Source organism: Streptomyces sp. NBC_01244, assembly GCF_035987325.1.
In the GTDB taxonomy this organism is placed as follows: domain Bacteria; phylum Actinomycetota; class Actinomycetes; order Streptomycetales; family Streptomycetaceae; genus Streptomyces.
The window spans coordinates 840573-855687 of sequence record NZ_CP108488.1; the positions used below are offsets into that span (position 1 = coordinate 840573).

The 15115-nt window shown below is 76.0% G+C and carries 4 protein-coding genes; 1 reads left to right on the forward strand and 3 read right to left on the reverse strand.

Features of this window, described 5'->3' with window-relative positions:
- Positions 1–5: 5 nt before the first annotated feature.
- From OG247_RS03580 to OG247_RS03590, 3 genes are all read right to left on the reverse strand, one after another.
- A complete protein-coding gene (locus OG247_RS03580; RefSeq protein WP_327250791.1) occupies positions 6–371 on the reverse strand; it encodes an acyl carrier protein in 366 nt (121 codons plus the stop codon).
- The gene (locus OG247_RS03585) at positions 361–4956 is read right to left on the reverse strand and encodes a polyketide synthase (protein ID WP_327250792.1); all 4596 of its coding nucleotides are present in this window, start codon (positions 4954–4956) and stop codon (positions 361–363) included. The genes OG247_RS03580 and OG247_RS03585 overlap by 11 nt, the downstream gene beginning before the upstream one ends.
- Before the next feature lie 109 nt (positions 4957–5065).
- Complete coding sequence (locus OG247_RS03590; RefSeq protein ID WP_327250793.1) at positions 5066–13081, reverse strand: SDR family NAD(P)-dependent oxidoreductase; 8016 nt, start codon at positions 13079–13081, stop codon at positions 5066–5068.
- 1026 nt (positions 13082–14107) lie between these two features.
- Between OG247_RS03590 and OG247_RS03595 the strand changes: the two genes are divergently transcribed.
- Positions 14108–15001 carry a LysR family transcriptional regulator gene (locus OG247_RS03595; protein ID WP_327250794.1) on the forward strand — a complete coding sequence of 298 codons (894 nt, stop codon included), beginning with the start codon at positions 14108–14110 and terminating at the stop codon, positions 14999–15001.
- The last annotated feature ends 114 nt before the right edge of the window (positions 15002–15115 follow it).

Here is a 15115-nt window from a genome sequence, read left to right on the forward strand (position 1 = left end):
CGGGATCAGCCGTCCGATCCGGTCGCGGCCGCGGCGCGGGCGCCGCTCGCCGAGGCACGGGTGCGGGTGGCGTGCGTGAGGGAGGCGTGGGTGAGGGAGGCGTGGGTGATCCGGCCGATGTGCGTGACGAGTTCGCCCACGGACATGGCGAGGATGCCGTCCATGTCCTTCTCGGACAGGAAGCCCATCAGGTCGACTTCGGCGCCGTAGCGGTGGTGGAGGAGTTCGGCGAGGGCGACGAACTCGATGCTCTCCAGGGCGAGATCCTCGTTGAACGTCGTCTTCATCGTGACCTCGTCCGCGAGGAGGTGCTCGTCACCGACGATCTCCACGAGCATGCCGGTGATCTCGGCGAGGATGTCAGCTGCCATGACTGGTCTCCGTGAGGTGGAAGGGGACGGGGGACGGAGTCGCGGGCCGGTCGGTCCAGGCGACCACGTGGTCGGGGTGGGCCAGTGGCGCGTCCGCGAGCGCGAGCAAGGTGGTGCGCACCGGATACGCGTGCCCGTCCGGGGAGAGCACCCGCAGCTCGCCGGAGCCCGGGTCGCCGGTGGTCCGCCAGTCGCGCGGGCGTCCTGCGAGTCCGGTTCCGGCGGCTTTGGCGGCCGCCTCCTTGGCGCACCACAGGGCGGTGAGCGCGGCCGGGAGTCCGGCGCCCTCCTGGGCCGCCAGCCGCTCGGCCAGGGCGAGTTCGCCCGGCGCGAGGGCGATGCGGATGAGCGCGTCGGGGTCGGTGGTCACGTGTTCCACGTCGATGCCGACCGGCAGACCGGGGTGGGCGAGGGCGACCGCGATCCGGTCCTTGTGGGCGATCGTCAGGTGGACTCCCCCGGCCAGGGCGCCCCCGGCGAAGGGCCGCCCGGCCGGGTCGTTGCCGATCGGCACCTCGGCGGGGAAGACCGGCCCGGCTCCGCCGTCCCAGAGCAGGTGGCGCAGCGCGTCCTTGGCGGCGATCCGGCCCAGCAGCCAGGGTGCCCGGGCCCGCGGCCCCAGCCGCTCGTAGGCGGCGCGCTCGGCGGCGCCGAGGTAGCGGCGCATCACCAGCTCCTGCGAGGCGGGGTCGGTCCAGCGGCGGCGGGCCAGGCACCAGCCTTCGGGACGGGGTTCGCCGATGCCGCAGACCTCCGGGGTGAACTTCATCGGCCAGACCCGCTCGTCGGCGCCGAAGCGGCGGTACGTCCAGCCGTCGATCCGGGCCCATACCCGGCCGTCGGCCCGCAGCAGCTCGATGTCGCCGCGCACGGTGACATCGCGGACTTCGCGGATCCGGGCCGTGGCCGAGACGAGCTCGTAGGGGGCCGGCGGGGGCCCCGAGAAGCGGATGCCGTCCACGGTGGCGGGGAACACCAGCCGGTCCACGGGAAGCCGCAACTGCATCCAGTGCCCGAAGAGCTGCCCGGCGGCGTCGAGCAACGCCCCCGGGTCGGGCAGCGCCCGCAGCACGCCCCGGATGCCGTCCGAGCCGACGGCCCGCACCTCGTGCACCCCGGCGAAGCGGGGGCCGTGGAACATCCACCGGTCCCGGTAGAGGGCCTCGGCGCTGACCGGGGCCGGCCGGGGCTCGCTCAGCGGGGTCGTGTCGGGGCCGGGCAGGGATCCGTAGCGTTCTCCGAGGAGGACGAACACGTCGGCGTACTCCCCGAGGGTCACGCGCACCCGCCCGGATCCGGCGGGCCGTACGGTGACCTCCAGGTCGAGGGCCGGCTCCACGGGGAGCCAGCGCAGGGCCCGTACCCGCTCGTAGCCGATGACGGCCAGGCCGGGCGGGGCGTCCCGCAGCGCGGCCTCGGCCGCCAGCTCCAGCATCGTCGTCATGGGGACGACGGGGAACCGGTCGGAGTCCTCCGTCCATCCGTCGGGCTGCAGGTAGACGCAGTGGTCCCGTACGTAGGGCAGCGTGGCGAGGGAGAGGCGCAGGGTGTGGGTCCGGCTCTGGGACTCCGGCTGGGACTGAGGCTGTGGCTGTGGCTGGGGCTGTGGCTGGGACTCCGGCTCGGGCTGTCCTTCGGTGAGGATCGCGTCCAGGGCGGAGAGGAGGACCGGCCGGGGGTCCGCGGGCGCCGGGGCGGTCGGGGTGGGGGCGGTCGGGGTGGTGGCCTGTGGCAGGAGGCCGGTCAGGGCGGCGCGTGCGGCCTCGCCGAGGCGGACCAGCGGCGAACCGAGGTCCAGGAGCACGGCTCGCCCGGCCGCCCGCGCTGCCGGTGGTCGGGCAGGTCCGGCAGGTCCGGCGCAGGCCCGGTCCGGGCCTCCCGTTCCGCCGGGGGCCGGGGCCAGGCGGTCCCAGCGCGGGGCGTGGCCCTCGGTCCACAGGGCGGCGCAGGTGCGCCGCAGGGCGGCGAGGCCGGTGAGCCGGGGCGAGGAGGCCGCCACCGAGAAGTGGGGGCGGTCGCGCAGGGTGTCTTCGACGAAGCCCGGCAGGCTGCCCGGGCCCAGCGTGACGAAGCCCCGGACGCCCGCGTCCTCGTACAGCCTCGTCGTCAGCGCACGGAAGCGGACCGGCTCGAGCAGATGGCGGACCACGAGCTCGCGCACCGCTTCGGGCTCCGGGGGGAACGGCGCGCAGGTGGTCGCCGACCAGAGGGGCAAGGTCCCGGGCTGGAGGGGCAGTCGGGCGAAGGCGGCGCGCACCTGGCCGAGGTAGGGTTCCCACATGGGCGTGTGGAAGCCGGAACGGAAGGGGAGTTCCTGGCCGAGGACACCCTCGGCCTTCAACCGCTCGAGAGCGGTGGCCACTTCGGCGGGAGTCCCGCAGACGACCGACTGGTGCGGGCAGTTGTCGTGGCTGACCACCACGCCGTCCAGTCCGTGCAGCGCGGCCTCCGCCCGCCGGGTCCCGCACCCCAGTGCCGCGTAGACCAGGTCGGGCACCTTCACCGAACCGGGTCGCAGCGAGTCCAGGAAGGTGTCGGCCGCGTCCTGCCGGTACATCCCGGCGGACACCATCGCCGCCCACTCCCCCAGGCTGTGGCCCGCCAGCACATCGGCCTGGATGCCGAGTTCGGGCAGCACCCGGGCGAGGAAGCGGCCCGTCGCGATGGCGTCCAGGGCCCGCTCCGTCAGCTCCTCGCCCCTGGTCAGCCGGGGCCGCTCCAGTCCGAGCCGGTCCGCCACATCGTCCAGCGCCGGGGCGAACTCGGGCTCCAGGCCCGGGAACAGGAAGGCGAGCCGGCCTCCCAGCGGCGCGGGCGTGAACCACACCTCCCCGCGCCCGCGCCACGGCCTGCCGCGCGCCACCACCTTCGCGGCGAGCGCGAGCCGCTGGGGCGTGGGACCCACGACGGCGAGCCGGCAGGACCCGTCGCCGCCGGACACCGGGGAGCCGGATGCGAGCCGGGCCGACAACTCGGCCGCGTCGGAGGCCGCCAGCAGCAGCACCTCTTCCCGCGCGGGAGCCCCCACCGGGGCGGCCGGGCCGCCCAGGGGCAGGAACCGGCGTACGGGCGCCGCCGGTCGCGCGGGCGCCGACAGGCCCGGGGGCGCGGCGCGGCGCGCGGCGCCGGGAGCCTCCTCCAGCACCACGTGCGCGTTGATGCCGCCGAAGCCGAAGGCGTTCACTCCGGCCCGGCGCGGCGCCGGCCCGCGTTCCCACGGTTGGGCCGCCATCACCGGCCGCATCCGGGTCCGGGCCAGGCCGGGGTGCGGCTCTTCCAGGTGCAGGGTCGGCGGCAGCACCCCCTCGTGCACCGCGAGCGCGGCCTTGATCAGCCCGGCCATGCCGGAGGCCTGCATGGTGTGGCCGAGCATGGACTTCACCGAGCCGAAGCCGATTGCGTTCCCGATCGCGTTCCCGGCGTCGAGGCCGGTTTCGGGGCCGGTATCGAAGCCGGTGTCGCGGCCTGCCCCGACCCCCGCACCACCGCCCGCAGACGGTCCGAACACCTGGGCCAAGGTGTTCAGTTCGGCCGTGTCCCCCACCGGAGTCCCGGTGCCGTGCGCCTCCAGCAGCCCCAGCGCGCCGGGCGCCCGCGGATCGAGACCCGCTTCCCGCCAGGCCCGTTCCAGCGCCCGTACCTGGCCGGCGACGAGCGGGCTCATCAGGCTCGCCGCCCTGCCGTCCCCGGCCACGCCGGTGCCGCGGATCACCGCGTAGATCCGGTCTCCGTCCCGCTCCGCGTCGGCCAGCCGCTTCAGCAGCACCACCCCGGTGCCCTCGGAGAGCAGGGTTCCGTCGGCGCGCCGGTCGAAGGGGCGGATCCGCTCGCTGGGGCTCAGGGCGCGCAGCTGCGTGAACACGCTCCACAGGGTGGCGATGTGGCAGTGGTGCACCGCTCCGGCGATCACCGCGTCGCAGCGGCCGCCGGCCAGCAGCCCCACCGCCTGGTCGACGGCCAGCAGGGAGGAGGCGCAGGCCGCGTCCAGGGTGTAGGCCGGTCCGTGGAAGTCGAGCCGGTTGGCGGTCCGGGCGGCCGTGAAGCTCGGTACGAGTCCGATCGAGGCGTCGGGCCGTTCGGGGCCCAGCGCCTCCTGGAAGGCGGAGCGCACCGCGGCGATCCGCCGCTCGCCGAGCTCGGGCGCCAGCTCCCGCAGGGTCTGCGCCAACTGGTGTGCCGTACGGACCCGTTGGTCGAGCCGGGCGGTGGCCACGCCCATGAAGCCGCCGCGCCCCAGCACGACCCCGATCCGCGAGCGGTCGGCAGGCAGGCGGCTCTCGCCGCCCGCGTCGGCGATGGCTTCGGCCGTGGCGTGCAGGGCCAGCATCTGGTCCGGTTCGGCCCCTTCCACGGTGGCCGGCATGATGCCGAACCGGGTCGGGTCGAAGGCCGCGAGCCCGTCCACGAAGCCTCCACGACGGCAGTAGAACCGGTCGCCGGAGACCGGTCCGGTGGCGCCGCCCGGGTCGTAGTACACCTCGGGGTCCCAGCGGCCCGGCGGGACGTCGCCTATGCAGTCCGTGCCGGCCAGGAGGTTGCGGCGGTAGGCGGCGAGGTCCGCGGCGCCCGGGAACACGGCCCCCATCCCGACGATCGCCGCATCGGTGGGCCGAGGGCCGCGGTGATGCCGCCGCTGCCCCAGACCTTGGCTTTGGCTTTGGCTTTGGCCTTGGCCTTGGCCCTGTCGATGGCGGTCAGCCACGCCGTCCACTCCCCTCGCGCCCGTCGGCCGCCATCAGGACCACCTGTACGTCGGTCCCGTGCGCGAGTTCGGCGAGGAACGCGGCGCCGCCCGCCTCCGGGTCGATGAGCGCGATGCCCCGGCGGGTGTACGCGCGCGCCAGTTCGGGGCTGACCATGCCGCCCGCCTCGGCGGACCAGGGGCCCCAGTCAAGGGAGAGCACGCGGCCCGGGAAGTTCTCAGCCCAGATGTGCGCGAGGCCGTCGAGGGCGTCGTTGGCGGCGGCGTAGTCGGTCTGCCCCCGGTTTCCGTACACGCCCGCCACGCTGCCGAACAGGGCGAGGAAACGGGGTGCGGGAGCCGTGCCGTGCTCGGCCGCGGCGGCGGCGAGGTGGCGCGCGCCGGTCACCTTGGTGGTGAACACCTCGGCGAAGACGGCCGGTTGCTTGTCGCGGAGCAGTCCGTCGTTCAGGGTCCCGGCTCCGTGCACGATCCCGTCCAGCCGGCCGTGGCGGGCCCGCACGGCGGCCACGACGCCTCGTACCGCCTCCTCGTCCGTGACGTCCGCGCAGTGGTAGCCGACGGACGCGGCCACGGTCGCGAGGGCGGCCAGGGCGGCCCGCACCTCTCGCTCGGCGAGGATCCGCGAGGCCGCGGCCTCGATCTCCGCAGGGGTGCGCAGGCCGGTGGCGATCAGTGCGGCACGCAGGGCGACGCGGTCGGCGGCGTGCCCGAACTCGTCCGCTTCGGCAACTGGTCGAGGCGTGCGCCCCATCAGCTCTACGTGGCATCCGGTGGCCCGGGCCACCGCCAGGGCGGTCCGGGCGGTGATCCCGCGGGCCCCGCCGGTGAACAGGACCACCGAGTCGGCATCGAGGGGCGGCGTTCCGTCCCCGGGGGCGAGCGGTGCGGGTACCGGCCTGGGGGTGACCCGTAGGCCCTCGGCGGTGTAGGCGACGGAGGCGGGGGCGTGGGCCTCCACGGACGTGGTGGCGCCGGCCGGCTCGGCCGGCTCGGCCGGTTCGCAGCTCAGCTCGGCGAGGAGCTGCGCCGCGATCCGCTCCGGGTCCTCCTTGGAGTGGACCTCCACGGCGCGGATCAGCTTGCCCGGATATTCGAGGGAGGCACTGCGGGCGAAGCCGTGCACTCCCGCTCCGGCGGCCCCGCCGCGGACGGTGACCAGCAGGAGCCGGTGCACACCGCCGGTCAGGGCCCGCTGCAGCCCGGGAAAGCGCTGGGGCAGGACGGGTTCCGTTCCCGGCCGCAGGGCGGCGAGATCCAGGACCGCGTCGAACCCGGCCTCGAACCCGGCGTCGAACCCGGCGTCGTCTTCGGCCAGTTGCCGGACGTCCGCCCCGTGGGCCCGCAGGGCCCGGGTGAGCGCGGGCACGACCCCCTGACCGTCCCCGGCCTCTCCGACGAGCCCGATCCGCAGACCCCGCAGGGCCTCCGGGTCCCCGGGCGCGGGCGGCAGGGCGTGCAGCTCCACCCGGAGGCGGCCGAGCGCGGGCGGGGCCGCCGGCGCTGCCGTGGCCTCCCCTTCGACGGGCGGGGCCTCGGGCCGGGCGGTGTGGCCGGAGACCCAGTCCACGATGCCGCGCAGGGTCTTGATCCGGGACAGCTCCTCGATCGCGGACTCGGCGGAGCCGCCCGCATCCCGGGGCAGGCCGATCCGGTCGGCCAGGGCGCCGATGATCTCGACCCGCTTGATGGAGTCGATGGACAGGTCCGCTTCCAGGTCCAGCTCGGGAGCGAGCATGTCCCGCGGGTACCCGGTCCGGGTGTGGACGATCTCCACGATCACGTCCATCACCTCCTCGGCGGACCGTGACTCCGCACGGGCCGCGCCCCCGCCGCCGCCCATGTCCCCACGGCCGTCACCCCCGGGCAGGCCGTCCGCCGGGGCCTCGCCGCCTGGCATCCCCGATCCCGAGACCACACCGCCGGGCATCCCACCCCCGGGCATCCCACCCCCGGGGGCCGCACCACCGGGGGCCGCACCACCGGGGATCCCGGTCCCCACGCCCGCGCCGCCGGGCGCCCCGACCTCCAAACCCACGCCGCCGGGCGCCCCGGAAGCCGCGGCGAAGCCATCGGGCATCCCGGAGCCCGTGGCCCCGCCGCCCACCAGCCCGGAACCCGGGACGACACCGTCAAACGCCGGCCCACCCGGAGCCGTCGGCCACGGTCCGGTTGCTCCGGGACCCGCGGCCGCGCCCCCGACCCGGGCGGCGGACCAGGAGGCGTCGGAACCAGTGACCGCACCGTCAACGGCCGCCCCACCAGGAGCCGCCGACCACGCACCGAACCCCCCGACACCGGGATCCACGCCCACCGGGGCCACTCCGTGGGCACCGTGCCCGGCCCCATCGGCGCCCCCGGGCACGCCTCGGCCGTCCGGCCGGGGCTCGGACCAGGGGGCAGCCCAAGACGCGCCCTGGAGCGTCCCCGGGACGCCCTCCGCTCCCTGCGGGCCCGTGAACCCCTGCCCCCGGCCCCGGTCCGGGGGCGCCCCCACGTCCTGCGAGTCCGCGGAGCCACGGGTGGCACCCAGGAGGGAAGGAGGGATCGCGCGGGCCGGGCCGGTGGTGACCTCGAAGTGCCCGGCCGGAGCCGGCCCGCTCCAGGACGGCGCCGTCGCGGTCGACGCAAGGTAGCCGATCATGACGTCCCGCTGCGCCTGGACCAGTTCGCGCGATCCGCGAAGGTACTCCAGGACCGCCTCCTCCCGGCGATCCGCCGGGGCAGGTGCGGTGTGCTCGGCCATGTGACCGGTGCGAGCGCCCGCCCAGGAGGTCGGGCCCGCCGGCCGCTCAAGGCCCGCGCCGGGGCCGCCGTTCGCGGTCCAGAGGTACCGGCCATCCGTACCCCCCGCGACCGAACCGGCCGCCGGCCCACCGTTCCCGGAGAGGAACGTCGCCCCCTCGGCCGCCGGAAGCCCGGCCCGGCCGTCGTGCGGGTCCGCGTACCCGCCCATCGGGCCTCCCACCGGAGCGGAACCTCCACCCGAGCCACCCGCACCCGGCCCCCCGCCCGGCAGCCGGTGTCCGCCTCCGGAAGGACCACCACTCCCCGAACCGCCCACGCCAGAGCCCGCGCCCGCACCCGCACCCGCGCCCTGCGACCAAGGCCCACCCCCGCCAGGGGCAGCGCCGTGCCCGTTGCTCGCGAGGCGGCCGTTCTCGCGGCCGTCCGCCATGGCCGCCTCCCGGGCGGAACTCCAGGCCGAGCCGGCCTCCGCAGGGCTGCCGGCCGGCAGCCAGTGCCCGACCCCGGCAGGGGCCGGCAGGCTCGCGGGGCCGGCGTTCGCGTGGGCCCCCGACTCGGCGGAACTCCCCACCTGACCGGTGCCGTTCTTCGGCTGCGCCATCTGATGGGCTCCCTTTCCTTCGGGTACCGCGACGTGGACCCGGCGGGCCGGGCGGAGGCCGCCGGGGACGGGGTTGCCGTCCCGGGTGCGGACCAGGTGGCCGTCCACCAGCCAGCCCGGGCGGCGTGGAGCGCGCTCGGGGAGCGGGGAGGTTCGGCCGCGGAACAGGGCTTCGGGTGCCACCGGAACGCCGGCCGCGGCCAGTTCGGCCAGCGCCGTGACCAGGCGGAGCAGCCCGTGCTCGCCGGGCACGTCCAGCGGCACCGCCGTGTGGGGCCGGTCGCCCAGGATGCGGCCGACGAGACCGGACAGGACCCGGCCCGGTCCGGCCTCCACGAAGGTCCGGACTCCGGCCGCGTACATGTGCTCCACCTGCTCCACGAACCGGACCGGCTCGGCGACTTGACGGGCCACCAGGTCCCGTACCGCATCGGCGGTCACCGGGTACGGGCCGGCCGTCGTGTTCGACCAGACCGGGACGGCGGCGTCGGCCAGTTCCGTCCCGGCGAGTTCCTCGGCCAGGGCCGTGGCCGCCCCCGCCACCACCTCGCTGTGGAACGCGCAGGCCACGGGGAGCGGGGCCGCCGTCAGGCCCGCCTCCCGCAGAGCGGCCACCGCATCGGCCACGGCGGCGGCCGGCCCTGAAATCACGCACTGCCGGGGTGCGTTGTGGTTCGCGATCACGCATCCGGCACGCGCGGCGATCTCCCGTACCTCTTCCGGCGCGGCCGTCACCGCCGCCATCGACCCCGGATCCGTCCCGGCGGCCGCGAGGATGGCTTCGGCCCGGCGCGCGCTCAGCCGCAGCAGGCTCTCCTGGTCCCACACCCCCGCCGCCCACAGCGCGGTGAGCTCGCCGTACGAGTGCCCGGCCACGCAGTCCGGCCGTACGCCCAGCTCCCCCAGCAGCAGGTGCGCCGCCGAGCCCACCAGCCCGAGGGCCGGCTGGGCCACCCGGGTGTCGGTGACCGCGGCCCGCTGGGCGGTCCGCCCCCGTGCGGTGAAGGCCGCCGGGGGGAACATCGCGGAGACCACTGCCGCCGGCGCCGCGTCCAGCAGCTCCCGCAGGGGCGGGAAGCCGGTGAACAACTCCCCCAGCATGCCGGATCGCTGGCTGCCCTGGCCGGGGAAGAGGAAGGCCACCTGGCCTGGCTCCGCCGTGTCCTCCCGTACGTGGACCCCCTCGCCCGGCGTGAAGGCCCGCGCAAGCTCCAGCCGGGCCGCCAGCTCGTCCAGGTCGGCGGCCACGACCGCGACCCGTACCGCACCCGCCCCGGCCGCGGCCTCCGCGGCGAGGTCCCGCAGCGCCCACGGACGCCCGGCCGCGTCGTTCTCCTCCAGCCTGGCCGCCAGCCGGGCCATCGCCCGGCCCGCCGCACGCCGGTCCTCGCCGCGGAAGCAGAACAGTTCGGCCGGCCATTCCTCCACGCCGTGCCGGGGCTCCTCCGCTCCCGCGTAACCGGTCAGCACCGCGTGGTAGTTGGTGCCGCCGAACCCGAAGGCGCTCACCCCGGCGATCCGCCGTTCGGCGGGCACCGCCCACGGCCTGGCCCCGGTGTCGAAGGAGAAGGGGCTGGTCTCCGCGTTCCAGGCCGGGACCGGTGCGTCGAGGTGCAGGGTCGGCGGCCGTACGCCCGAGTGGACCGCCCGGACCGCCTTGATCAGTCCGGCGAGCCCGGCCGCGCACTTGGTGTGCCCGATCTGCGATTTCACCGAGCCCAGGGCGCAGGCTCCGGTGGCGGCGCCGGACTCGGTGAACAGGGCTGTCAGTACGGCCAGTTCGGTGGTGTCGCCGACCACGGTGCCGGTGCCGTGCGCCTCGACGAGGCCGACCTCGCCGGGGTTGATCCCGGCCCGTGCGTAGGCCCGGTCCAGGGCCCTGCGCTGCCCCTCCGGCCGGGGTGCGGTCAGACCGAGGGAGCGTCCGTCGCTGGCGGCTCCGACCGCCTTGATCACGGCGTACACCCGGTCGCCGTCCCGCTCCGCGTCGGCGAGCCGCTTCAGTACGAGCGCCCCCACCCCCTCCCCGAGGGCGATCCCGTCGGCGGCCGCGTCGAAGGGCCGGCAGCGGCCGCCCGGGGACAGTGCTCGGACCGAGGAGAACAGCAGGTAGTCGTTGATGCCGTTGTGGACGTCAGCGCCCCCACACAGCACCATGTCGCTGTCCCTGTCGCGCAGTTGGCGGCAGGCAAGGTCGAGCGCGGCCAGCGAGGAGGCACAGGCGGCGTCGACCGTGCAGTTCGCGCCGCCGAGGTCCAGCCGGTTCGCGACCCGGCCCGCGATGACGTTGGCGAGCACACCGGGGAAGGAGTCCTCGGTGAGTCGCGGGAGCTGCTCGTCCAGTTCGGGCGGGAGCTCGCCCAGGTATCCGGGGTACAGCGCGCGCAGCCCGTACGCGCCCGCCAGCTCGGTGCCGGCTTCCGCGCCGAACACGACCGAGGTCCGGGACCGGTCGAACTCCCGCTCCTTGCCGTACCCGGCGTCCGCCAGGGCCCGCGCGGAGATCTCCAGGGCTAGCAGTTGCACCGGTTCGATCCCGGCCAGCGAGGCCGGCGGGATGCCGTGCGCGAGGGCGTCGAAGGGCATCGGGCCGAGGAAGCCGCCCCAGCGGGACGGGGTGCGTTCGCCCGCCCGTGCCGGGTCGGGGTCGAAGTGGAAGGCCGGATCCCAGCGTTCGGCCGGGACCTCGGTCACGGCGTCGCTCCCGTCCAGGATCCGGGCCCAGTAGGCGGCGAGGTCCGGCGCGCCGGGGTAGGCGCACGCCATGCCGACCACGGCGACGTCCAGCGGCTCGGGCCGTGCGGCGTCGGTGGCGGCAGCGGCCATCGCGTCCGCCGTACCGCCTTCGGGGTCCGGGCCGGCGAGTTCCCGGGCGCGCTGCCTGAGCAACTCGGTCGCCCCTTGGGTGACTTCGGCGTGCAGGGCGGCGATCGTGGTGGTCCCGGAGCGCAGGGTGGCGGCCTGACCGAGCATGAACAGCCCCTCGGAGCCCTGTTGTTCCTCGCTCACCGGCTCCAGTCCGGCGCCGTCCACCCCGCGCCGCAGGCCCTTGCTGGCGATCCGGAGCCGTCCCAGGTTGAGCCGCTCCAGCTCCTCCCACACCTCGCGCGGCTCGGCGCCGCTTTCCGCGAGCCGCTGCCGGGTGGCCTCGAAGGTGTCCGCGTACGGGGTGAGCGCGCAGCGCGTGGCGTGCCCGGGCGCGGTGTGCAGCAGTACGGTGTCGGCGCACTCCAGCGCCGCCCGCTGGAAGCGGGGCACGACCGCGCCCGCGGCCACCGCTTCCTCGGTGAACAGGTACGCGGTGCCCATGAGCACCCCGATGCGCGCACCCCGTTCGGCCAGCGGGGCCGCCGCGGCGGCGGCCATCGCGGCGGAGCGGGCGTCGTGGACTCCTCCCGCGAACAGCACGTCCAGCGCGGCCGGTTCGGGGCAGGAGAGCAGCAGCTCGATCTGCTCCTCCCACAGCGGGAACGAGGCGCGCGGCCCGACGTGGCCCCCGCATTCCAGCCCCTCGAACACGAACCGCCGTGCCCCGTCGGCGAGATACCGCTCCAGCAGGCCCGGCGAGGGCACGTGGAGATGGGTCCGGGTCCCGGCTGCCTCCAGCGGAGCCGCCTGCCCCGGGGTGCCGCCCGCGATGATCGCGTACGGCGGACGCACCTCGGCGACGGCCGCGAGCTGCTCGGCCCGCAGCTCGGCGGGGGCGAAGCCGAGCATCCCCACGCCCCAGGGCCGCTCCCCGAGCCGCGCGGCGGTCTCGGTGAGGAGGCGGCGCACCTGCGGCCCCTCCATGACCGCGAGCGCCAGGTAGGGGACCCCGCCCCCGGCGGCCACCGCTTCGGCGAAGGCCGCCTGGTCGCTGACCCGGGTCATCGGCCCCTGCGCCACCGGGAGCGGCCGCCCCGGGCCGTGGCCGCCCCCCAGCGGCCGGGCCCGTACGACGGCCTCCAGGTGTCCCGCGACGGCCGCCCGGATGGCTTGGAGGATGCCTCCGGTCGTCCGGTGGCGGACGGCCAGCCGGGCCGCCGCGGCCCCGTCCTGGCCGACCGGGAGCAGTTGTGTCCGCAGGTCCCGGGCGCCCAGCAGGCCGGCGGCCGGGCCCTGCGGCGGGGTCAGGTCGGGGCGCGCGTAGACCCGGTGGCCCTGCACCAGCTTCGTTTCGGAGCCGTCCATGGCCCGTACGGCCGCGGCCACTTCGGCGGGCAGCCCGGCCTCTCCCTCGGGCGTGAGGGCCAGTTGTACGTCGACCAGCACGCCGGCGGCTCCGCCCGCGACTGCCGCGGCCGCGGTGTGCGGCCCGATCCCGCCGTATGCCCGTACGGGCAGTCCGAACGCGGGGTCGGCGAGCAGCTGTTGGAGGAGTACGAAGGTGGTGGTCCCGCCCACCCGGCCGCCCGCCTCGTGCCCCTTGGCCACGAGCGCCTCCGCTCCCGCGGCCACCGCGAGCGCGGCCTGGGCCGGATCGGTGACCTCGGCCCACACCCGGGGCCGCCCCGCGGCGGCCGCCCAGCCGGCCACCCCGTCCGGGGTGTGGGCCGCGGGGTCGGCGAGCAGCACGGTGTCCACCTCGGCCGGCAGCTCCTCTGGGCCGATCGGGCAGCCCTCGGGCACCCGTACGCCGTAGCGGCCGGCTCCGAGACGCCGGGCGATCTCGGCCACACCGCGCCGCGCCGCCCCGGCGTCCCGGCCGAGGTCGAGCAGGCCCAGGGCGCCGGCGCGCTCCGCGGCGGTGACGATCCGCGGGTTGGGCTCCCCGAACGGGCTGACCGCGACGACAAGGTCGCGGTCGGCGGCGCGGAGGCGCCCGGGCCGCCCGGGCCGCCACGCGGAAGGCGACGGCTCGATCGACCCGGGAGCCGACCGCTCAGTCGGCTCGGCCCGCTCCGCCCGCCCTGTTGGCCCTGTTGACCCTGTTCGCCCTGTTGGCCCTGTTGGCCCTGTTCGCCCTGTTGGCCCTGTTGGCCCTGTCCGCTCGGAGCCCGACGGCCCGGTCCGCTCCCCCAGCGGCGCGGGCTCCTCCCCCGATGGTCCGGTCGTCACGGATCGTGCGGGCCCGACCGGCCGGACGGGCCGCGGAGGCCGCGGGGTGCGGGAAGGCCGCGCCGTGCGCGGAGCCGGCGGGGGCTGCTGGGGCTGCTGCTGCGGAAGGGCAGGCGAGGGCTGGGGGGACGGCTCGGGTTGGGGGGACACGGACGCTCCTCTTCCAGTGCGGTGTGACATGGCGCAGTGCGGGACGGAAGACCGGGAAGGCGTGGGAGAAAGGCGGCGGACGAGACGCCCTCCCGCCGGGGATCCGGGGTGGACGGCACGCGAAACGGCCGGGCGATGCGTCGGGGCAGGGTTGAACGGTGGTCAAATTCCCTGGCGCCGCGATGCATCGTGCGGTGACGGCCTCGCACTGTCAACGGCCATCCGGAGCCGTTCACTTCGCACCCCTGACGGCACCCGCCCACCCGGACGACCTCCCGGGCGCGCCGTCGGCACGCTCCCGCCAAGGCCGTGGCCTGCGGTGTTGCGCCGGGACGGCCCGTCTCCGGCCCGCCGGCCGGCGCGCCCGCGGCGCCCGCGCTCATGCCGCATGGGTATGAGTTGTCACCAGTCCGGCATGAACACCTTTGCGGAGTCTGATGGTTGTTCACCCGCCGCGGTCTTACAGGTACACCCTTGCCCGGTTACCGTCCGGTCATGACCCCCACCCTCGCGCAGCTCCGCTACCTCGTCGCCGTCGCCGACTGCCGTTCCATCACCGGCGCGGCGGCCTCCGTGTTCGTCGCGCAGTCCGCCCTGTCCCGGGCCGTCCAAGCCATGGAGCGCGACCTCGGCGTCGATCTCCTCGCCCGCCGGGGAAGGGGGGTGGACCTCACGCCGGAAGGGGCCCGGGTCGTCCGGCTGGCCCGTACCGTGCTCGACGCGGTGGAGGCGATCGACGATATCGGCACTCCCCACGGTCTGGGCGCCAGGGCCGCCCTGGCCGTGGTGACCACTCCCACCCTGGCCCTCGATCTGGCCTCCGAGCTGGTACATACCTTCACGGAGCGGCACCCCGGCCTCGACGTCAGACTCCACCAGTACGACAGCCGCGAAGCCGTGGTGCAGGAACTGACCCAGAGCCGGGCCGAGTTGGCGCTCGTGGATCTCCCCCTCGACGGGGAACTCTCCACCCATTACATCCAGGAGCGCGAGGTGGTGCTCATCTCCCCCGTCGGGTCCGCACTGCCCGACCCGCTGCCGTTCCGCGCACTCGACGGGCTGCCCATGGTGCTACCCACCCCCGGGACGGGCCGGCGCACCGAGATGGAGGCCATGTTCAGCTGTCTGGGCGTGCGCCCGGTGCCCTGCCTGGAGGTGGACGAACGCCTCGGCTGGGTGACCGGAGTGACCGACGGCCGCGGCTCCCTCATCTGGTACCGCGACGTGGTCGCCAGGGCCTTCGGCAGCAGGGCGGAGATACGTTCCTTCACCCCGCCGCTCCTGCGCCCGGTGGGTATCGCACACGCCCGCCGGCCGCTGAGCCGGGCCGCCCGCGCCTTCATCGCGCACGCCCGGCACAAGGCACCCGTACGCGAGCCCTCCCGGTGACCCGTGCGGGTCGCGGGCGCCACACGTCCCGGGCGGGCCGACCGGAGGTCCCTCCCGGCGGCCGGACATGCCCGTCCGGCATTGAACGATGCTCAAACGGGGGACGATTGACCC

Coding starts and splice junctions, on each gene's coding strand:
- OG247_RS03595 (WP_327250794.1), top strand. CDS start 14,108: ATGACCCCCACCCTCGCGCAGCTCCGCTACCTCGTCGCCGTCGCCGAC.
- OG247_RS03580 (WP_327250791.1), bottom strand. CDS start 371: ATGGCAGCTGACATCCTCGCCGAGATCACCGGCATGCTCGTGGAGATC.
- OG247_RS03585 (WP_327250792.1), bottom strand. CDS start 4,956: ATGGGGGCCGTGTTCCCGGGCGCCGCGGACCTCGCCGCCTACCGCCGC.